Here is a 20396-nt window from a genome sequence, read left to right as displayed (position 1 = left end):
GGAAGCAGGACCATGGCAGGAGCTGGCATGCTACGACCGATTGTCGCCGTCCTGGCCGTGCTGGCCGGGTCTTTCATGGGCGCACGGGCTCAGGAGATCAATGACTATCCGACCTCGGCGCGGGCGGAATATGTGTTCGGTTGCATGAAGGCGAACGGTGAAAGCCGGCAATCGATCGAGCAGTGCTCCTGTTCGATCGACGTCGTTGCCTCGATCATCCCCTATGATCGCTACGTCACCGCCGAGACCGTGCTGAGCATGTCGCAGGTGCGCGGCAATCTGGGTGGCCAGTTCCGCTCATCCGAGCAGGCCGCGAATGCGCTCAACGACCTCAGGCGCGCCCAGGCCGAAGCCGAAGTCAGGTGCTTCTAGCGTCGACCGTGAGTTCGCGAATGCCTCAGGTCCCGGGGTTCTCGACCTTCCATTCGTGCTCGAAGACGTGCCCGTCGGTGTCCTTGGCTTCGGCACGAACGTGCTTGGCGCCGTTCGAGACGTAGGTGAAGCGGATGTTGGGATCTTCGGAAATCGAGATGCCGCCTTCCATCGCCAGCACCGGACTGTCGTCCTGCCAGATATGCAGCTCGTTGACGAAGAAGGCCGGAATATAGAGCTGCGTGATCTGGTCCATTTGCAGGCCCGAGTTATTGGGATGGCCGATCATGATCTGGGCTTCCCGCGTGCTGCTCGCCGGTCCCTGTTCGGGCTTTGCGAACTGCCGGTAACGCATCTGGCCGAGTCGGTTCTTCGCCTCTTCGAGGTTCTTGGCGGCCGGCGCCGAACAGCCGCCGGATGCCTTGACGTAGATCTTGCTGACATAGAGCTTGCCGTCGCTGAGCTCAGCGACGGCGTGGACGTTGGTGTAGTTGTTGACGCGGACGCGGGTCGATATCTCGCTGACATTGGCGTCCGGTCCGAGCGTGAACTTCGCCGCCATCGGCGCCGGGTTCTCGTCGATCACGAGCGTGATCGCGACGACACGGCGGCTGTCGCTGGGCGATAGCTTGGTGCGCAGCGTCACCGGGACGATCGCGGCATCTTCCGCGCGCGCGGGCATCTCGATGCCGATGACGTCGCTGCCATCGTTCATCGGGCGGTTGCTGAAGATGTCCTGGACCAGGCCGGGCCATGGATCATAGCCCTCGGTGGCGAGCGCAGCCGGTGCGCCCAGCGCGATCACGAAGAGGCTGGCGATGCAGAGCAGGCGGGCGCGATGTCGGGGCATGTTCGCGAGATCCTATGCAGCCGCGTCATTATAGGACGAACCGTTACTCCCATTCAATTTCCGAGAATGCTGCAGTTGCGTTGCGGGCATTGTAGTCGTCGAACAGCTGCCAGCGCGGCCGCTCGGCGGCTACGGCATGCTCTGCCGCTGCCGTGATCGGCTTGCCGCTCGCGACCAGGGCACGGACGTCGGCGGCCAGCGTATCGAGATAACGCCGTTCATCGGCGAGCGCCGCGGGCCACTTGCTCACGGGTCCGTGACCGGGAACCACGCGCTTGGCCGGAATTGCCTGGAGATCGTCGAGCGCGCGCAGCCAGCCCTTGAGGCTGCCGTCGACCACCGGAATATGGTTGATAAACACCATATCGCCGGCGAACAGGGTTCCGGTCTGCGCGTCGAAGACGGTGAGGTCGTTGTCGCTGTGGGCGGGCGGCCATGCCTTGAGCGTGAGGGTCCGTCCGCCGAGGTCGAGCTTGAGCGTGTCGTCGACCAGGATGGTTGGCGGAATGATCCGGACTTCGTCGATCAACGCATCGCCCATCGTTCGGCGAAAGCCGTCGAGATAGAATTGCCCACGCGTCGCCAGCGCCCGCGGCAGCAATTTGTGGCCGACAAAGCTGGTGCCATCGCCTGTGAATGCAGCATTGCCGAAGCTGTGATCGGGATGGGCGTGGGTGTTGATCACGTAACGGATCGGCTTGTCGGTGTGGCTACGGACGGCCGCAAGCAACTGCTGCCCTTCGCGGACGCTGCCGCCGGTGTCGATGACGGCAACCGCGCTGTCGCCGATCACGAACCCCACATTGGCGATGGCGCCTTCGTTCTCGCGCGTCATCAATGCGATGACCCCGGTGTGAACGAATATTCCGGGGGCGACTTCGCTTACAGGCAATTCCGCCTGTTGCGCCCGCGCTATGGTCGGCGTCCAGAGCATCAGGAGCAGCGCAAGCACCGAACCGCCATGAGCCATTTTTCCGCCTCAGTTTCGTCGCGACGCGCGATCGATGTCGTCGCGCTCCAGTTTGCGCTGCAACAAGCAACGCGGCGCCGTCGCAATCATGATTGCTGTTGCACGTCATGGCGCGCCGGGCAATTGCTCGACGACGGCGAACCGTCTGATCAAGAGGAGACCGCGTGATGAGATTTGTCGGATGCCGTCCTGTCCTGTTCGCGCTTGCCGGCTTCATTGCCTGTCTCGCCGGCCGCGACATCGCGCGCGCGCAGATCAATGATCAGGGCGAACTCTCCATCGAACTCGTCGATCCCAAGGTGCTGCGGATTTGCGCCGACCCGCGCAACCTGCCGTTCTCCAACGAAAAGGGCGAAGGCTTCGAGAACAAGATCGGCGAGCTGCTTGCCGAGAAGTTGCAGAAGAAGCTCGACTACATGTTTTTTCCGCAGGCGACCGGCTTCGTGCGCGTCACGCTCGGCTCGCATCGCTGCGACGTGATCATGGGCTTTCCGCAAGGGGATGATCTCGCGCAGGGCACCAATCCCTATTACCGCACGGCCTATGCGATCGTCGCGAGGCCGGGCAGCGGGCTCGACGAGGTCACCACGCTCGAGGACGCGCGGTTGAAAGGCAAACATATCGGCATCGTGGCGGGAACGCCGCCCGCGACCAACATGGCGATCAACGGCCTGATGGCCAACGCCAAGCCCTATCCGTTGATGATCGACACGCGTTACGATTCGTCGGCCGAGGCGATGATGAACGATCTCGAAAAGGGTGAGATCGACGCCGGCATCCTGTGGGGACCGATGGCGGGGTACTATGCCAAGAAGGCGACCCCGCCGCTGCATATCACGCCGCTGGTCAAGGAGACCACGGGACCGAAGCTGGTCTATCGCATCGGCATGGGCGTGCGGGCGTCCGATCAGAACTGGAAGCGGCAGCTCAATCGCCTGATCCAGGAGAATCAGCCGGCGATCAACAAGATCCTGCTCGACTACGGCGTTCCACTGCTCGACGAGAACGACCGTCCGATCGGGCCGGAGACCGCGACCAAATCGCCGTGATCCGGCTGTGCGTGGCCATGTTTGCGGTGATATCGATCGCCGCTTCGCCTGTCCGCGCGCAAGACAAACCGGCTGAGCCCGAGGGCTATCGCACCGCGGATTATCGCGCGCCGGTGCCGACGACGCTTGCCGGCGCGCGGGTGCTCACGACCGAGCAAGCGGCAGCGATCTGGCGCGACAAGTCCGGTACCTTCGTCGATGTGCTGCCGCGTGCGCCGAAGCCGAACCTGCCCGCCGGCACGGTGTGGCGCGAGCGGCCGCATTCCGACATTCCCGGCAGCATCTGGCTGCCTGACACCGGTTACGGCAGGCTCGCCACATCCACAGAAGAGTATCTTCGGCGCGGGCTGGCCCGCGCCTCGCAAGGCAACGCGGCCAGATTGCTCGTGATCTACTGCCAGGAAAATTGCTGGATGTCGTGGAACGCAGCCAAGCGCGTGCTGTCTTACGGCTACCGCAACGTGGCGTGGTATCCGGAGGGAACCGACGGCTGGGGGCGGGCCAATCTGCCGCTGGTGGATGCGCAGCCGGAGCCGCGCGAAGGCGAGCCGTGAAGCCGACCCCCGCGCGACGTGCACGCTATTTCTCCATGTCGAGCTTGTCGATGGTCTTGCCGCCGTCGCTGTCCGACGCGGTGAATGTCACCTTGTCACCGGCATGGAAGGCTTCGAGCGACTGTGCCTTGGGCACCTTGTATTCCTGAACCGCAGCGCCGGCCGCACCCACGGTGCCGGTCGGGATCTGCTGGATCGAGATGGTTCCACGCAGCCGGTCAATCTTGGTGACCATTCCCGACATGGATTGCTGGGCCAGAGCCGCTGAGGTGATCAGGCTCGCAGCGGCGAGGCTGGTCATGACGATCTTGGCTGCTCTCATGGAGGTCTCCCAACTTCAGATATAGTTGGGGTCAACGAGCAGGCAGCGTCGTTTGTTCCCGCAGCATTTTTGCCATTGCCGGGCGATGCGTCGCAGGCCTCAATCCAGTTCCTGCACAATGGTGCGGCCCAGCGCGAACAGGCGCTGATCGATGGTGGTCGGCACCTCGCAGACGAATTTGACCACCCGCCCGCGGTCCTCGAAGATTCGGGTCTCCCAGACCAACTGGTTGCCGAGTTCATCGACCTTGGCCTGGTCCGGCGGCGTCGCGTCCTGTAGCTTTTGCAGCGCGATCGTATCGTCGCGGATCTTTTCCGCGGCCTCGCGCTGCTTGCGCATCACGCGCTCGAGCCCGTTCATGACCGAGGCCCGCTGGCCGTTGAGCGTATCGAACAGGCCCGCGAACAGCAGCTTTCCGGCATTGGCCTTGTCGGCCGCTGAGGCTTGCAGGAATTCGGTGATTTGCTTTTGCGCTTCCTCCAACGGAACGCGGCGCGCGGCGAGCTTAGTCGCAAGTGCGTTGATCTTGGGATCGTCCTTCCACTTGGCTTCGGCATCGCCGAGCGGAGGCCCGGCCCAGACCGCGGCGAGCGAGATCTCGGGCACCTTGGCCTGTTGGCAGGGCCAGTCCGGATAGCGCGGGTCGGCAGCTGAGGCGACATGGCTCGACAGAACCATCGCGAGCAGGGCGCCCACTCCCACAGGCCAAGCTGTCATGTCTCGCCTCCGCCGGGGCCGCGCCGCACCAGGCCGCGCGATGGATCGTAAGCCAGGATCGCGCCGATCATGAACACCACCGTGCAGCCGGCGACCACCGCGAGCGAAACCCAATTCATCTTGCCGTACAGCGCGAACCGGATCAGCTCCACCGCGTGCGTGAACGGATTGCACTGGCAGACATAATACAGCATCGGACTGCCTTCCTGCACCCGCCACAGCGGGTAGAGGGCCGACGATGCGAAGAACATCGGGAAGATGACAAAGTTCATCACGCCGGCGAAATTCTCCAGCTGCTTGATGCTGGCCGAGATCAGCATGCCCAGCGCGCCGAGCATCAGGCCCGAAAGCACCAGCGCCGGAAGCACGGTGAGGTAGCCGATCGTCGGCGGCGTGATGTCCCAGAACCACGCGATCGCGAGGAACGCGTAGACCTGGAGTAGCGACACGGCGGTGCCGGCGAGCAGCTTGCAAAACAGCAGGTAGCCGCGTGGCAACGGGCTGACCAGCAGCGTGCGCATGTTGCCCATCTCGCGGTCATAGACCATCGACAGCGAGGATTGCATGCCGTTGAAGAGCTGGATCATCGCCATCAGGCCGGGCGCGATATAGACCTCGTAGAGGATATAGGTCTCGTAGGGCGGGATGATCGAGATGCCGAGCACCTGGCGGAAGCCCGCCGCGAAGATGAACAGCCAGACCAGCGGCCGGACCAGCGCCGAGACGAAGCGCTCGCGCTGATGCAGAAAGCGCAGCGCCTCGCGCCACACGATGCCGTTCAGGCAGACGATGTATTCCGACACCGAGAAGCCGCTTCGCTCAGGCGTGACCGTCGTGCTGCTCATGGTGGCGGTTTTCCGGTGAGGGTTGCCGTTCCGGTCAGGCGCATGAATGCGGTATTGACGTCCTGGGCGCCGGCGTCCGCGATCACGCGCGACACCGGCCCATGCGCGAGCATCCGGCCCTGATGCAGCACGACGAGGTCGTCGTTCGGCATGATCTCGTCGAACAGATGCGTGGCCCAGAGTACGCCGATGCCTTGTTCGGTGACGAGCTGCCGGACGTGGTCGAGGATGTCGGCGCGCGCCTTGACGTCGAGCCCGACGGTGGCCTCGTCGAGCAGCAACAGCCGGGGACGATGCAGCAGCGCGCGGGCGATCTCGAGCCGCCGCATCTGGCCGCCGGAGAGATCGCGCACCTTGCTGCCGGCGCGGTCGGCAAGGTCGATGCGGCCCAGCACCTCGGCGCTGCGTAGCCGCGCCTCGCGCCGCGAGATGCCATGCAGCGCGGCATGATAGAGCAGGTTCTGCGTCAGCGACAGATCGAGATCGAGCGTGCGCGGCTGGAACACGACGCCCATCAGCCGCAGCGCTTCGCCCGGGGTGCGGCTGATGTCGTGGCCAAAGATGCTGATCCGGCCGTTCTGGATGCCGAACAGCCGTGTCACCAGCGAGAACAACGTGCTCTTGCCAGCGCCGTTGAGGCCCAACAGCGCAGTGAAGCTCGCCGGCTGGACCGTGAAATTGACGTCGATCAGGGCGCGGCGCGGGCCGTAGCTGTGGCTGACATTGCCGATCGACAGTGCTGGCTGCACGGCCGCGCCCGCGGCCGCTGCGGGAGCGGCGCCCGGCGCGAGCTGGCTCGCGATATGCGCGTCGGTTGCGGTCATGGCTGCGCGATCGTGATTCCCCAGGGCAGTTCGCCCACCTGAATGGTCTTGATCACCTTCTGGGCGGCGACGTCGATCACCGAGACGTCGTTCGAGACGCCGTTGGTAACCAGCAGGTATTTTTCGTCCGGCGTGAAATCCATGTGCCAGACCCGCTGGCCGACCAGCAGATATTTGATGACCTTGTGGGTGGCGGCGTCGACGATTGCGACGCGATTGGCAGGACCGAGCGCGACGAACGCGGTCTTGTCGTCCTTGGTCATGCCGATGCCGACGGGCTGGATCGCCTCGCTCCGTAAGCCCGGAATTTCAAAGGTCACCTTGCCGGTCACCACGCGCTTGACCGGATCGATGATCGACACCGTGCCGCCGATCTCGGAGGAGACCCACAATTCGGAGCCGTCGTGCTTGAACTGGGCAAAACGCGGCCGTGAATCGACCAGCACGTTGGCGACGATCTGGCGCGTCGAGGTGTCGATGAAATGCGCCATGTTGGTGGTTTCGGAGGTGTTGATCAGGATCTTGCCGTCCGGGCTCACCGTCATGCCTTCGGGCTCGACGCCGACCTGGATATCGCCGATCCGCGCCCGCGTCTTCAGGTCGATCACGGTGACCGTGTTGTCGTTCTCGTTGGCGACATAGAGTGTCTTGCCGGCGGCATCCTGGGTGAACAATTCCGGATCGGGTCCGGAGGGCAGGGTGTCGACGATCTCCTGGGTCTTGGTATCGATCACCTGGATGGTGTCATCGTCACCGACCGCGACCATCACGAATTTGCCGTCGCGCGAGAACTCGATGCCGCGCGGCCGCTGACCGACCTTGATGGTCTTCGTCACCGTCCAGGTGTCGGTATCGATCACGCTGACCGTGTTGCCCTTCTCGTTGGAGACGTAGGCAACGAAAGCGGACGCCGGTGTCGCGGCAAGCCAAACCAGCATCCCGGTCAACAGACAGCGGCGCCACATGCGTTTCATCTCCCTCACTGCAGCTTGCACTTCGTTTCAGGCCGGTCAACACCGAGCGTGTCGAGTTCGGAGACCTGATGCAGGAAACCTTCCTGCGGCGAGACCGAAACGACCATACGGCCATCGGCCAGCAGGATCGGCTGGCGCAGCTGCAGATTCCAGTCGCGCAGGGTCAATCGCGTGCCTTTGAAAGCCGCGATGGAGAAATCCTTGCTCTTGAGGAAGGCGACGACCTTCTTGGGATCCCCGGAATTGGTGCGCGAGGTGGCTTCCCCGATCATGCGCGCGGCGGTCCAGGCCTGCATATCGAGCGCCGTCATGCGGCGCATGTTCAGCTTGACGAAGCGGCTCTGGAGCTGGACCGCGCCCCATTGGTCATGTGCCGCGTCCCAGCTCGTCGGCACCAGGCCGGCCGAGCCCGCCACGGGCCGTGGGTCCCAGGTCCGGTAGGGCAGGTAGTTCGCGAACACCTCGCTCTCGTCGGCGGCGACGAGCACATCGTAGGCTGGTGCCTGCTGTGTGAACACCGGCATTTGGCGCTGGATCAGCGTCACGCCGCTGTCGGTGCGGCGTGCGCCACCGGTGTCCTCGAATGTCCGCTCCTGGACGATCTTGGCGCCGAACCGCGTCGCGGCGCGTCGCAGCGCGTCAGCGTAGAGCTTGTCCTGATCATGCGAGCCGACCACCAGCAGCCAGCGCTTCCACTGCTTCCACACCAGATACTGGCCAAGTGCATCCGCCAGCATCGAGCGGGTCGGCGCAATATGGATGATATTGGCGCGGCAATCCTGCTCGCGCAGCCGGTCGTCGATCGCACCCGCATTGAGCAGCACGGTGCCGCGGTCGCGCAGCGCGTCGGCGACCTTGAGCAGGGCATCGGCGGACAGGTCGGTGATGATGTAGTCGTTGTGGCTAGCGAGATCGCCAGCCACCTTGGCGACGTCGTCGCTGTCCTTGACCTTGACCTCGTCGAGGACGAAGCGCTGGTTGAGGAATTTCCCGGTCGTATTGTTGTCCTCGATGGCAAGGCGTGCGCCGGCGACGCCGTCGTTATCAGCGGGTTGCTCGACCAGTGAGAGGGTCGCTTTGATGCCGGCATGGCCGAGATAGCCGATATGGATCTCGACGGGATCAGCCGCCAGCGCGCCGGTCGCCATCATGCTGAGCGCGATCGTGCCGATCAGCCATCGGAACATAAATCCTCCCGCGGTCTTTCTTCACTGGGCACGGCGTTGTGGGACCGTGCGTTGACGTGCAAGATGACGGAATTGGCCTAGCTTGCAACCCCGCTTTTTGCCGTTGCGAGATTACATATTCCGATTGGTTCACAATCATGAGATCAACGCTGAGCTTCGTTGTTTGTTTGCTGGCGATGTCCGCGGCGGCAGCGCGTGCCGAGCCGCCCAAGCTCGCCGTGTTCGATCTCGAGATGATCGACACCAGCCTGCAAGGGGAGGTGAACGGACCGCAGGCCGACGAGCAGGCGCGACTGCTCCGGACCGGCGAACAGGTGCGCAAGGAGCTGGCGGAATCGGGCAGGTTCCAGGTGCTCGACATTGCGCCGGTCAATGCTGCGGCGCACGGCAGCAATCTTCAGGCCTGCGGTGGCTGCGACGTGAAGCTGGCTGGCGAGCTCGGCGCCGATCTTGCCATCACCGGCGTGGTGCAGAAGGTCTCCAACCTCATCCTCAACATCAATCTCTATCTGCGCGACGTGCACACCGGGCAATTGGTGGCGGCGGCGAGCGCCGACATGCGCGGCAATACCGACGAATCCTGGTCGCGCGCCACCGACTACCTCATACGCAACCGCCTGCTCGCGCCGAACTACGGCGCGCCGCAAGCACGGTAGCGGAAATCAGAGATTCACGCCTTCAGGCGCGCGGCGTGCCAGCGCAGGTGATCGGCCATGAAGGTCGAGATGAAGTAATAACTGTGGTCGTAGCCGGGCTGACGGCGCAGGGTGAGGGGAACGTTGGCCTTCTCGCAGGCAGCCTTCAGCAATTCGGGCCGTAGCTGTTCGTTGAGAAATCCGTCGGCATCGCCATAGTCGACCAGCAGATCGGAGAATCGGGCGCCATCCTCGATCAAAGCGACCGCATCGTGCTTGCGCCACGCCTGCTTGTCGGCGCCGAGATAGCCGCCGAGCGCCTTGTTGCCCCACGGCACCTGCGAGGGGGCCACGATCGGCGCGAACGCGCTCGCCGCGCGATAGCGATCGGGATGGCGCAGCGCCACCGTCAATGCGCCATGACCGCCCATCGAGTGGCCGAGAATCGATTGCCGCGTCGTGTCGACCGGAAATTGCTCGGCGACGAGCTTGGGCAATTCCTCGGTGACGTAGCTCCACATCCGGTAATTGGTCGCGAACGGCTGTTCCGTCGCGTCGACATAGAAGCCGGCGCCGAGCCCGAAATCGTAGGCATTGGCGGGATCGCCGGGAATGCCTTCGCCGCGCGGGCTGGTGTCAGGCGCGACGAAAATCAGGCCAAGCTCGGCGCAGGCCTGGCGGAATTCACCCTTCTCGGTGACGTTGGCGTGCGTGCAGGTCAGGCCCGACAGATAGGTGACGACGGGCAGTTTGGCGCCGGATGCATGGGCCGGGACGAACGCCGAGAAGGTCATGTCGGTCTTGGTCTCGCGGCTCGGATGCCGGTAAACGCCTTGCGTGCCGCCATGCGACTTGTTCTGGGAAACCGTCTGCATTGCCGTATTCCTCTGTATTGACGCGCGGCGTCAGGCGACGCCGCTCTCGATTGCCAGCCGCACCAGCTCCGCCGAGGTGCGTACGCCGAGCTTCTGGCGCATGATCGAGGAGGTGTTGGCGACCGTCTTGTACGACGAGTGCACCAGCCAGGCGATCTCCGACAGGCTCTTGCCGGAGCTGAGCAGGCGCAGGATCTCCATTTCGCGCGAGGTCAGCTTGGAGAGTGGATTTTGCGCAAAGCTCGGGCGCGCGAAGGCGACGCTGCGCGCGATCGCGGGCGGCAGATAGACCCCGCCATTGCCGACCTCTCGCACTGCTTCCACCAGATCATTGGGGTCGCCGGTCTTCGAGACGTAGCCCTTGGCGCCGATATCGATGGCGCGCGCGGCGAACACCGGGTCATCGTTCATGCTGAACATGATGATGCGTGCGTTGGCATCGCGGGCCAGGATACGGCGCGCCAGCTCGAAGCCCGAGACCGTCGGCAGGTTGATGTCGATGACGCAAATCGCGGGTCGTTCCCCGATGAAGGCCCGCTCGCCGCTTTCGGCGTCCGGTGCATCGATCAGTTCGACCTCCGGATCGTCGGCGAATACGGTGCGACAGCCCGAAGCCACGATGGGGTGGTCGTCAACGATCAGAATGCGCATGGCGTTATCCCATCGACCTGCTTCGATTCATCCATCATCGCATCATCTGGAGCAAGTCCTGGGGAACATCTGTTCCGGTCAGCTTGTGCACCACGTGCGTGATTGCAGTAGGGTGGGATTAGATAGCCGGGCAAGTTTGGCTGTCAACGATCCTCTAGGAGGAGGACGACCGCGGTCGGGGGCAACGCAATGTGGCGAAGACTATCCTTGCGCGCACGGATCAACCTTTTGCTGGCGCTGATATTGGCGCTCGGACTGGGCATCAATATCGCGCGGCTCGTGCTGGAAGCGGGGCCCCGCGTCCAGGCTGAGGACCAGAGCGTGACCCGGCTGGCCCGCGAGTTCGTCGAGACGATGGTGGCTGGTCTCAGCGATGTGCCCGACCCGGACGCGCGGCTCGACCAGATCGTCCAGGACTTGAGCAGGCTGCGTCACGTCAGCATCACGCGGCAGGGCGATGCTGGCCCCAGGACCGCGGAGCATTCCGAGCAGGCCGATGATCTGCGCGCTCCGCCCGCATGGTTCGTCGCATTGGTGCATCCGGAGCAGACGTCGGTGACGGTGCCGATTTCCATCCATGGCAAGCCGCAATCACTTGTCATCACCTCGCATCCTGATGACGAAATAGCCGAGATCTGGGATGGCATCGTCACCCAGCTCGAGGTCGGTTCCGCGATTGCGGTCGTGCTTTTCCTGGTGACCATGCTGGTCGTCGGCCGCGCGCTCGCACCGCTGGAGGCGTTGGCACAGGCCATGACCAATATCGAGGCAGGGTATTACGATGCGCGCGTCGAGCCCGGCGGTTCGCCCGAACTGGCGGCGATCTGTGCCAAACTGAACCATCTGGCCGCAACCCTGGGTGAAGCAGTCGAAGGCAAGCGGCGGCTCGCCGAGCGCGCGGTCTCGCTTCAGGATTCCGAGCGCAAGGAGATCGCGCGCGAATTGCACGACGAGTTCGGGCCCTATCTGTTCGCGTTGCGCGCGCACGCCGGCGCCCTGACGCGATTGTCTGATGTCGACCGACCCGATCCGGCAGCGCTGCGCAAGCATGGCAACGCCATCCTCGAGCAGGTCAACGCGCTTCAGCAATTCACGCGGCGCATCCTCGAACGGTTGCGGCCAGCGGGCCTCGCGGAACTCGGACTTCGCGAGGCGCTCGGCGCGCTGGTGCGATTGTGGAGCGAATCCCATCCGGAGGTCGAGATCGAGAGCAGCGTTTCCCATACGCTTGGTGCGACCGGAGAGACCGCCGATTTGACGATCTACCGCATCGTCCAGGAAGCGCTCACCAATGTCTTCCGTCACGCCGACGCAACGGCGGTCAGCATCACGATCGAACCGGCGGAGCGACAAACCGGCGTGCGCGACAGCCGTGGCTGCGCACTGGTGCGCGTCAGCGACAACGGCCGCGGCCTGCGGCCCGGCTACAAGGATGGACGCGGATTGACCGGCATGCGCGAACGAATCCTCGCGCTGGGTGGTTCGCTCAACGTCAGGTCCGGCGATGATGGTGTGACCGTCGAGGCGCTCGTTCCGAAAGCCGCACAACCCTAGGCAGAGCCGGCGGGAACGGTGCTCGGGAAGTATTCCCGAGTCTTTCGGGAACATTGACGGTAGCGTGGTCCGTCATTCGCTTCCTAGTATCGCAATACCAACTGGTGGGGATCAACAAGACCAGTCGGTGATGGGTGGGTCAGATGGGCGGCGTGCGAATTGCGGTGGTCGCATCCATTGCGGCGACAAGTGTGCTGGCTGGCAGAGACGTCGCCTTCGCTCAAAGCTCGTCCGGGCAGGTCCAGGCGCTGCCGCCGGTCGAGGTGACATCGCCGGGTGGCGAAGGCCAGAAGCGCGGTCGTTCACGCGAGGCGGCGCGCGTTGCGCGTCCCCGGCCAAGGGTCGTGATACCGACCTCGCCATCCGCCTCTCCCTCGTCGGCCTCCGAAATCGATGCCGACAAGGTTCCGGCCAGCGTCAACGTTGTCGACAGCCGGCAGATCGAACGGACCGGATCGCCCAATATCACCGACGCGCTGATGCAGAGCGTGCCCTCCGTCAACATTTCCGAGGTCACCGGCAATCCGTTCCAGCCCAACCTGGAATTCCGCGGCTTCGTTGCGTCCCCCGTGTCGGGCACTCCGCAGGGGCTTGCGGTCTATCAGAACGGCGTCCGCATCAACGAAGCCTTCGGCGACACCGTCAATTGGGACCTGATCCCCACCTTGGCGATCAAGTCGGTCACCGTGGTGACCAACAATCCTGCCTTCGGTCTCAATGCGCTCGGTGGCGCGGTCGATCTTCGGATGAAGGACGGCTTCAGCTATCAAGGCACCGAGCTCAGCGTGATGGGCGGGTCGTTCGGCCGCATCCAGGGCTCGGGCCAGTGGGGCAAGACGATCGACACCAACTATGCCGTCTACGGCGCGCTCGAAGGCGTGCACGACGACGGCTTCCGCAACTTCTCGCAGGCCGACATCAGGCGCTTCTATGGCGACATCGCCTACAAGAACGACGCCAGCGAATTCCACCTCAATATGGGCGTCGCCGACAACAAGTTCGGCGCCTCGGCGACGGTGCCGGCGGAACTGTTGCAGCAATATTGGGGCGCGACCTACACTACGCCGCAGACGTCGCACAACCAGGTCGGCTATTTCAACCTGACCGGCAAGGTCGAGGCGACGCCAACCTGGACCATCGAAGGCGCCGCCCATCTGCGCTTCTTCAAGCAGAGCACCCAGGACGGCAATCCGACCGGAACGCAGCCCTGCGACGACCCGACGCTGCTCTGCTTCGGCGATACTTCGACGCCGGCTGTCGGCCTGAACGGCGTGCAACTCGGCAATCCGTTCCCCGACGGTTCATTCCTGGGCGAAAACGACCGGACCTCGACGCGCTCGACGACGGCCGGGCTCTCGTTGCAGGCGACCAACGACGACAGACTGTTCGGCCACGGCAATCACTTCACAATCGGCACCAGCATCGACACCAGCGTCACCTGGTTCAATGCCAGCGCCGAGCTCGGCACCTTCGGTCCGGATTACGTCCTCAACGGCAGCGGTATCTTCCTCGGACCGTCCGGCTCGCCGGTGACGGATGGACCGGTCTCGCTGCGCGCCACCAACCAGTATATCGGCGTCTTTGCGCTCGACACGTTCGACGTCACCGACCGCTTCTCGATCACGGGAGGCGGTCGGTTCAACACCGCCAATATCAACCTGCAAGACCAGCTTGGCACCGCGCTCAACGGCAACCACAACTACGACCGGTTCAATCCGGTGATCGGCGGCACCTACAAGATCACGCCGGAACTGACCTTCTACGCCGGCTATTCGGAGGCGAACCGCGCGCCGACGCCGCTGGAACTGGGGTGCGCCGATCCGGCCAATCCCTGCACCATCGCGAGCTTCCTGGTCTCCGATCCCGACCTCAAGCAGGTGGTATCGCACACCGTCGAAGCCGGGTTGCGCGGGACCAAGGAGCTCAATATCGGAACCCTGAGCTGGAAGCTCGGCGGATTCCGCGCCAAGAACACCGACGACATCCTCGATATTCCGAGCCCGGTGCTGCAAGGGTTCGGCTATTTTCAGAATGTCGGCGATACGCGGCGGCAAGGCATCGAGGCCGAGATCAACCTGAAATCGTCGACGATGCAGGTCTATGCCAGCTATTCCTTCATCGACGCGCGCTTCCTGGATTCCTTGGCGCTCGGTTCCAACAGCCCGTTCGCAGACGCCAACGGCAACATCCAGGTCTTGCCCGGCAACGTGATCCCGGCGATTCCACGCCACCGCGTCAAGGCGGGCATCGACTATGCCGTGACGGATCAGCTCAAGGTCGGTGGCGATGCGATCTGGGTCAGCAGCCAGTATCTCGTCGGTGACGAATCCAATCAGGCTCCGCAGCTGCCGTCCTATGCGGTGTTCAACGCCCACGCCTCGTATCAGATCAACAAGACCTTCCAGATATTCGGCCGCATCGATAATATCTTCGATAACCGCTATTCGACCTACGGCACCTTCTTCGACACGGGTCAGTTGCCGAACTTTGCCAATGGTGGCGCGCCCTTCACCGATCCTCGTTCGCTCAGTCCGGCGCGGCCGCGTGCGATCTATGCCGGCTTGAAGGCGACATTCTGAGTGCCTGCGGCCAAGCCGGCGTGACGTGACGTCAAGACCCTCTACGCAATCGCCCAGCGGCGGAGTACGGCCCATGCCAGCACAGCCGCGCCTGCGATCCACAGCAGGATGATCGCAATCAATCCTGCCCGGCTTGCCGGGCGCTGCAAAGCCGCATCGGCTTGTGCGCGACACTCGGTCATCACCTCGTCGGGGATCAGCGCAATCGCAAGCCAGAGCCCGGCGGGCACCAGGATCAGATCATCGAGATAGCCGAGAACGGGAATGAAATCCGGGATCAGGTCGATCGGCGAGAGCGCGTAGGCGGCCACGGCGACGGCAACGGCCTTCGCGTACCAGGGGACCCGCGGATCGCGGGACGCCAGGTAAACCGCATAGCCGTCGCGTTTCAGGCGACCGGCCCAGGCCCGGATGCGGGAAAGCGTCACTGGCGATGCCGGCAACGATGATTGGAGGTGCTATTCGAGCACCACGTCCACTGGCACGCCGCCGTGCAGGCCCTTGTGGACCGACGAGGGCGCGATGCCAAAATACTTCCGGAACACGCGGCTGAAATGCGACGAGCTCGAAAAACCCCAGGAAAACGCGACATCGGTGATGGTCTTGCCGTTCTGCGTCTCCAGCTCCTGCCGGCAGTTCTGCAGCCGGGCCTTCCAGATGTAGTCGCTGACCGTCATGCCGCGATCGCTGAACAGCATGTGCAGGTAGCGCTTCGAGCAGCCGAGCGCGGCGGAGATGCGGTCGATGCAGAGGTCGGGATCGCGCAGATGTTCACGGATGAAGCCCTGGGCCCGCACGTAGGTTGCCTCGGCGCTGCCGCGATCGAACATCGCGCCGGTCTCGCGCAGCGGCAGCAGCAGCAGGTCGATCAGCGCATCGGCGACGCCGACCGCGTTGACCGGGGTCAACGTTGGCGCCTCGCCAAAGGCAGCGTGGACGAAATCATAGGCGATACGCCCGGTGCCGTTGCGCGCCGACAGCTTGCACGGTGCCATCTTGGAGAGCTGGAAGCCGCGCTCCTTGAGCAGGTCCTTCGGCACGATGACAACTTCGTGGCGGGTCAGGGACGGGCTGATGATCGTATGTGGACACGACACGTCGTAGGCGAAGCAGTCGCCGGGCACGATGTCGAAGTGGAGCCCGTCCTGCTCGAAATGCGAGACGCCGTGGGTCTGGAAAACGATCTTGATATAGGGGTGCTCGCTCAGCCGGATGCGCGAGATGGTGTGCGCGATCCGGTGCTGACTTGCCTCGATCTGGCACAGCTTCAACCGCGAGACGGTGGTGAAATTGATCCGGCCCTCGAGCGAAGATCCCTCGAGCGCATCGACGTCGAACTGACCACACAGGTCAGTGAGCGCATCCGACCAGCGCTGGATCTGCCGCTTGGGCGTCAATCCGTTCGTGCTGAGTGAATGGACTGTATCGGTCATCTTTCCAGCCACCGATTCGATCCCCAACGTGACTGCTCACCGAGCTCAATCTGGCCTGGGATGATGCGCCTTCTCCCTGATTCTGAACGGCTTAGGGAGCCGGCGGGATTTCTTCCCGGTTAAAGTCGGGTGATCCTCCGACTTAGTTTTGGGCACGTCAAGCGCAACCTTAGCACGCGTCAAATCCGGCATTCGCATCGCGCCAACCTGCGATTGATGCCCTGCAACATGCGGCAACCATTACCACCGATCGGGGCGTGGCTCGCAAAAATCTGATGCAGCTTCGCTTTCGAGCAAATGGCTCTTCCCTTTTGGGCAAGTCAGCAGGGGCCGATCGGATTACGAGTCGGGAACCAAAATCGAAGAAGTGGGGCCGTTTCGGCGGAAACCCTTGAGCTCTTGAACCTGGGAGGAATCCACGATGCGCAAGTTGCTTTACGCGACCGGTGTTGGGGCAATGGCGGTGTTGGCCGTCGGAGCCGCCAGTGCCAATGACGAACTCCACAAGATGGCGCAGAACCCGAAAGATTGGGTGATGCCGACTGGAGACTACGCCAATCAGCGCTATTCGAAGTTGAATCAGATCAACGCCTCGAACGTCGGAAAGTTGCAGGTCGCCTGGACGTTTTCGACCGGCGTGCTGCGCGGCCATGAAGGCGGCCCGCTGATCATCGGCAATATGATGTACGTCCACACGCCGTTCCCGAACAAGGTCTATGCTATTGACCTTTCCAAGGACAATCAGATCGTCTGGAAGTACGAGCCGAAGCAGGATCCGAACGTCATTCCGGTGATGTGCTGCGACACCGTCAACCGCGGCGTCGCCTACGGTGACGGCAAGATCATCCTGCATCAGGCCGACACCACGTTGGTTGCGCTCGATGCGAAGACCGGCAAGGTGGAGTGGAGCGTGAAGAACGGTGATCCTGCCAAGGGAGCCACCGGCACATCGGCGCCGATGGTGATCAAGGACAAGGTCCTGGTTGGAATCTCCGGCGGTGAGTTCGGCGTCCAGGCCCACATGACGGCCTACGACCTCAAGACCGGCAAGCTGGTCTGGCGTGGCTTCTCGGAAGGTCCGGATGACCAGATCCTGGTCGACGACAAGACCACCGAGCTCGGCAAGCCGATTGGCAAGGACTCGAGCCTGAAGACCTGGCAAGGCGATCAGTGGAAGATCGGCGGCGGCGCGACTTGGGGCTGGATCTCCTATGATCCGGAACTCAATCTCGTCTACTACGGATCGGGCAACCCCTCGACCTGGAATCCGAAGCAGCGCCCCGGCGACAACAAATGGTCGATGACGATCTGGGCGCGTAACCCGGACACCGGCGTCGCCAAGTGGGTCTACCAGATGACGCCCCATGACGAATGGGACTATGACGGCGTCAACGAGATGATCCTCTCGGATCAGTCGATCGACGGCAAGCCGCGCAAGCTGCTCACCCACTTCGATCGCAACGGCCTCGGCTATACGCTCGATCGCGCCACCGGCGAACTGCTGGTCGCCCAGAAGTACGATCCGAAGGTGAACTGGACCTCCGGCGTCGACATGGACAAGAACTCGCCGACCTATGGTCGTCCGAAGGTTCTCGATGCAGCGTCGACCGACAAGGCCGGTGAGGACCACAACGTCAAGGGCATCTGCCCGGCAGCGCTCGGTTCGAAGGACGAGCAGCCGGCAGCCTACTCGCCGGAGACGCAACTGTTCTACGTGCCGACCAACCACGTCTGCATGGACTACGAGCCGTTCAAGGTGAGCTACACCGCAGGTCAGCCCTATGTCGGCGCGACGCTGTCGATGTATCCGCCTCCCGGCGAGACCAACATGGGCAACTTCATCGCCTGGGACGGCAAGACCGGCAAGATCGTCTGGTCGAACAAGGAGCAGTTCTCGGTCTGGTCGGGTGCGCTCGCGACTGCCGGCGGCGTGGTGTTCTATGGCACGCTGGAAGGTTATCTGAAGGCTGTCGACGCCAAGACGGGCAAGGAACTCTACAAGTTCAAGACCCCGTCCGGCATCATCGGCAACGTCACCACCTATGAACATGGCGGCAAGCAGTACATCGCCGTGCTGTCGGGTGTGGGCGGTTGGGCAGGCATCGGCCTCGCGGCCGGCCTGACTGACCCGACGGCTGGCCTCGGTGCAGTCGGTGGCTATGCCGCGCTGAGCAACTACACCGCGCTCGGTGGAACGCTCACCGTGTTCTCGCTGCCGCAGTGAGCTGACCTCACCTCGTTCCGGCGCATGGAGCGATCTCCATGCGCCGGTCCGTCTTCAAATCCGCATGCGAGGACAGGCTTTGCGTAAGATCTGGTTTGTGACTGCCGCGATCTTTGTCGTGGCAATGGGAGGAGTTGCCTCCGCCGAAGCTCCGGGCGACCCGACCGCGGTCAAGTCCGAGGACGGCAAATATCTCGATAAGGACGGCAACCCGACCTACAAGGTTGCACCCGATGGGACCGTGGATTGGTACACCTACTCCGGTTACCGCCGCTACCATTCGGAATGCCATGTTTGCCACGGACCCGATGGCATGGGCTCGACCTACGCGCCGGCGCTGAAGGATTCGCTGAAGAGCATGAACTACGCCGACTTCCTCGGCGTGGTCGCGAGCGGACGCAAGAACGTCTCTACGTCGCAGGAAAACGTCATGCCGGCGTTCGGCGATAACCCGAATGTTGCCTGCTACATGGACGACATCTATGTGTATCTGCGCGCTCGTTCCACTGATGCGGTTGGGCGCGTACGGCCGGCCAAGCACGAGGACAAGTCGGATGCCTACGCAAAGGCAGAAGACGCCTGCATGGGCAACAAGAAGTGAGCGGTCCGGCGCGAATGGCAACCTGTGAAGGATTTTGGAGACCAAGATGAAGACCCGCGCCGCAGTCGCATTCGAAGCAAAGAAGCCGCTTGAGATCGTCGAGCTCGATCTGGAAGGCCCGAAGGCCGGCGAAGTGCTGGTCGAGATCAAGGCGACCGGCATCTGCCACACCGACGCCTACACGCTCGACGGCTTCGACAGCGAAGGCATCTTCCCCTCGATCCTCGGGCACGAAGGCGCCGGGATCGTTCGCGAGGTCGGTGCCGGCGTGACGTCGGTGAAGCCGGGCGATCACGTGATCCCGCTCTACACGCCGGAATGCCGCCAGTGCAAAAGCTGCCTGAGCCAGAAGACCAATCTGTGCACCGCGATCCGCGCCACCCAGGGCAAGGGCGTGATGCCGGACGGCACCTCGCGCTTCAGCTACAAGGGCAAGACCGTGTTCCACTACATGGGTTGCTCGACCTTCTCGAACTTCACCGTGCTGCCGGAGATCGCGGTGGCGAAGATCCGCGAGGACGCGCCGTTCGACAAGAGCTGCTACATCGGCTGCGGCGTTACCACTGGCGTCGGCGCGGTCGTCAACACCGCCAAGGTGACGCCGGGCTCCAACGTCGTCGTATTCGGTCTCGGCGGCATCGGGCTGAACGTGATCCAGGGCGCCAAGATGGTCGGCGCCGACAAGATCATCGGCGTCGACATCAACGACTCCAAGGAGGCGTGGGGCAAGCAGTTCGGCATGACGCATTTCGTCAATCCGACCAAGGTTGGCGGCGACATCGTGCAGCACCTGGTCGGGCTCACCGACGGCGGTGCCGATTACACGTTCGACTGCACCGGCAACACCAATGTGATGCGGCAGGCACTGGAAGCCTGCCATCGCGGCTGGGGCGTCTCGGTCGTGATCGGCGTTGCGGAATCCGGCAAGGAGATCGCGACCCGTCCGTTCCAACTGGTCACCGGCCGGGTCTGGAAGGGCACCGCGTTCGGCGGCGCGCGCGGCCGCACCGACGTGCCGAAGATCGTCGACTGGTACATGGGCGGAAAGATCCAGATCGATCCGATGATCACCCACGTGCTGAAGCTCGACGAGATCAACAAGGGCTTCGACCTGATGCACGAGGGCAAGTCGATCCGCTCCGTCGTCGTATTCTGAGATCAAAACACCAAGCACCAGGAG

At 63.3% G+C, this 20396-nt stretch carries 21 protein-coding genes; 9 read left to right on the top strand and 12 right to left on the bottom strand.

The features are described 5' to 3' along the window. Positions 1-27 precede the first annotated feature (27 nt). The gene (locus B2W55_RS25725; RefSeq protein ID WP_371412487.1) at positions 28-372 is read left to right on the top strand and encodes a hypothetical protein; all 345 of its coding nucleotides are present in this window, start codon (positions 28-30) and stop codon (positions 370-372) included. Positions 373-397: 25 nt separating this feature from the next. Here the strand turns inward: B2W55_RS25725 and B2W55_RS25720 are convergent, their stop codons facing one another. Then, positions 398-1222 carry a quinoprotein dehydrogenase-associated SoxYZ-like carrier gene (locus B2W55_RS25720; protein WP_024580224.1) on the bottom strand — a complete coding sequence of 275 codons (825 nt, stop codon included), beginning with the start codon at positions 1220-1222 and terminating at the stop codon, positions 398-400. Between the two features lie 43 nt (positions 1223-1265). Then, the gene (locus B2W55_RS25715) at positions 1266-2156 is read right to left on the bottom strand and encodes a quinoprotein relay system zinc metallohydrolase 2 (RefSeq protein WP_291532309.1); all 891 of its coding nucleotides are present in this window, start codon (positions 2154-2156) and stop codon (positions 1266-1268) included. Positions 2157-2359: 203 nt separating this feature from the next. Here B2W55_RS25715 and B2W55_RS25710 point away from each other — a divergent pair, with 203 nt between their 5' ends. Beyond that, positions 2360-3241, top strand: a complete 882-nt coding sequence (locus B2W55_RS25710; RefSeq protein ID WP_024580226.1) for a substrate-binding domain-containing protein — start codon at positions 2360-2362, stop codon at positions 3239-3241. 17 nt (positions 3242-3258) lie between these two features. After that, complete coding sequence (locus B2W55_RS25705) at positions 3259-3795, top strand: PQQ-dependent catabolism-associated CXXCW motif protein (RefSeq protein ID WP_029878940.1); 537 nt, start codon at positions 3259-3261, stop codon at positions 3793-3795. A gap of 25 nt (positions 3796-3820) precedes the next feature. On the opposite strand, the gene B2W55_RS25700 is transcribed toward B2W55_RS25705, so the two are convergent. The 6 genes from B2W55_RS25700 to B2W55_RS25675 all read right to left on the bottom strand — a co-directional run bounded on the left by B2W55_RS25700 (position 3821) and on the right by B2W55_RS25675 (position 8664). Continuing rightward, positions 3821-4117, bottom strand: coding sequence for a copper-binding protein (locus B2W55_RS25700; protein WP_024580228.1), 297 nt, complete (start codon positions 4115-4117; stop codon positions 3821-3823). A 99-nt stretch (positions 4118-4216) separates the two neighbouring features. Next, positions 4217-4834 carry a hypothetical protein gene (locus B2W55_RS25695; protein WP_024580229.1) on the bottom strand — a complete coding sequence of 206 codons (618 nt, stop codon included), beginning with the start codon at positions 4832-4834 and terminating at the stop codon, positions 4217-4219. After that, positions 4831-5679, bottom strand: coding sequence for an ABC transporter permease (locus B2W55_RS25690; RefSeq protein ID WP_024580230.1), 849 nt, complete (start codon positions 5677-5679; stop codon positions 4831-4833). Before B2W55_RS25690 ends, B2W55_RS25695 begins: the two co-directional genes overlap by 4 nt. Continuing rightward, complete coding sequence (locus B2W55_RS25685; RefSeq protein ID WP_024580231.1) at positions 5676-6503, bottom strand: ABC transporter ATP-binding protein; 828 nt, start codon at positions 6501-6503, stop codon at positions 5676-5678. The genes B2W55_RS25690 and B2W55_RS25685 overlap by 4 nt, the downstream gene beginning before the upstream one ends. Continuing rightward, entirely contained in the window at positions 6500-7477 is a 978-nt protein-coding gene (locus B2W55_RS25680; RefSeq protein WP_024580232.1) for a YVTN family beta-propeller repeat protein, read from the bottom strand. The genes B2W55_RS25685 and B2W55_RS25680 overlap by 4 nt, the downstream gene beginning before the upstream one ends. A 5-nt stretch (positions 7478-7482) precedes the next feature. Further along, positions 7483-8664 carry an ABC transporter substrate-binding protein gene (locus tag B2W55_RS25675; RefSeq protein ID WP_024580233.1) on the bottom strand — a complete coding sequence of 394 codons (1182 nt, stop codon included), beginning with the start codon at positions 8662-8664 and terminating at the stop codon, positions 7483-7485. A 176-nt stretch (positions 8665-8840) separates the two neighbouring features. Here B2W55_RS25675 and B2W55_RS25670 point away from each other — a divergent pair, with 176 nt between their 5' ends. Then, positions 8841-9320, top strand: coding sequence for a DUF3280 domain-containing protein (locus B2W55_RS25670; RefSeq protein WP_024580234.1), 480 nt, complete (start codon positions 8841-8843; stop codon positions 9318-9320). A 14-nt stretch (positions 9321-9334) separates the two neighbouring features. Here B2W55_RS25670 and fghA read toward each other — a convergent pair whose 3' ends face one another. Next, the gene (fghA, locus tag B2W55_RS25665) at positions 9335-10174 is read right to left on the bottom strand and encodes an S-formylglutathione hydrolase (protein ID WP_024580235.1); all 840 of its coding nucleotides are present in this window, start codon (positions 10172-10174) and stop codon (positions 9335-9337) included. Between the two features lie 30 nt (positions 10175-10204). After that, entirely contained in the window at positions 10205-10825 is a 621-nt protein-coding gene (locus B2W55_RS25660; protein ID WP_024580236.1) for a response regulator transcription factor, read from the bottom strand. Positions 10826-11014: 189 nt separating this feature from the next. Here B2W55_RS25660 and B2W55_RS25655 point away from each other — a divergent pair, with 189 nt between their 5' ends. Both B2W55_RS25655 and B2W55_RS25650 read left to right on the top strand, forming a co-directional pair. Further along, positions 11015-12379, top strand: coding sequence for a histidine kinase (locus B2W55_RS25655; protein WP_024580237.1), 1365 nt, complete (start codon positions 11015-11017; stop codon positions 12377-12379). 143 nt (positions 12380-12522) lie between these two features. Further along, positions 12523-14958, top strand: coding sequence for a TonB-dependent receptor (locus B2W55_RS25650; RefSeq protein ID WP_024580238.1), 2436 nt, complete (start codon positions 12523-12525; stop codon positions 14956-14958). 41 nt (positions 14959-14999) lie between these two features. On the opposite strand, the gene B2W55_RS25645 is transcribed toward B2W55_RS25650, so the two are convergent. Beyond that, positions 15000-15386: a YkvA family protein gene (locus B2W55_RS25645; protein ID WP_024580239.1), complete on the bottom strand. Its 387-nt coding sequence runs from the start codon at positions 15384-15386 to the stop codon at positions 15000-15002. A gap of 30 nt (positions 15387-15416) precedes the next feature. After that, positions 15417-16391 (bottom strand): helix-turn-helix domain-containing protein, encoded by a 975-nt coding sequence (locus B2W55_RS25640; protein ID WP_024580240.1) that lies wholly within the window; start codon positions 16389-16391, stop codon positions 15417-15419. 421 nt (positions 16392-16812) lie between these two features. Between B2W55_RS25640 and xoxF5 the strand changes: the two genes are divergently transcribed. The 3 genes from xoxF5 (at position 16813) to B2W55_RS25625 (ending at position 20372) form a co-directional block, all read left to right on the top strand. Then, entirely contained in the window at positions 16813-18615 is a 1803-nt protein-coding gene (gene xoxF5 / locus B2W55_RS25635; RefSeq protein ID WP_024580241.1) for a lanthanide-dependent methanol dehydrogenase XoxF5, read from the top strand. Between the two features lie 124 nt (positions 18616-18739). Next, a complete protein-coding gene (locus tag B2W55_RS25630) occupies positions 18740-19216 on the top strand; it encodes a c-type cytochrome, methanol metabolism-related (protein ID WP_029878943.1) in 477 nt (158 codons plus the stop codon). Between the two features lie 46 nt (positions 19217-19262). Continuing rightward, a complete protein-coding gene (locus B2W55_RS25625; protein WP_024580243.1) occupies positions 19263-20372 on the top strand; it encodes an S-(hydroxymethyl)glutathione dehydrogenase/class III alcohol dehydrogenase in 1110 nt (369 codons plus the stop codon). Positions 20373-20396: the final 24 nt, after the last annotated feature.

Source organism: Bradyrhizobium sp. UBA2491, assembly GCF_002341725.1.
GTDB lineage: Bacteria > Pseudomonadota > Alphaproteobacteria > Rhizobiales > Xanthobacteraceae > Bradyrhizobium.
The sequence above is the reverse complement of the archived record's forward strand: the minus strand, read 5'-3'. Positions and strand labels throughout refer to the sequence as shown.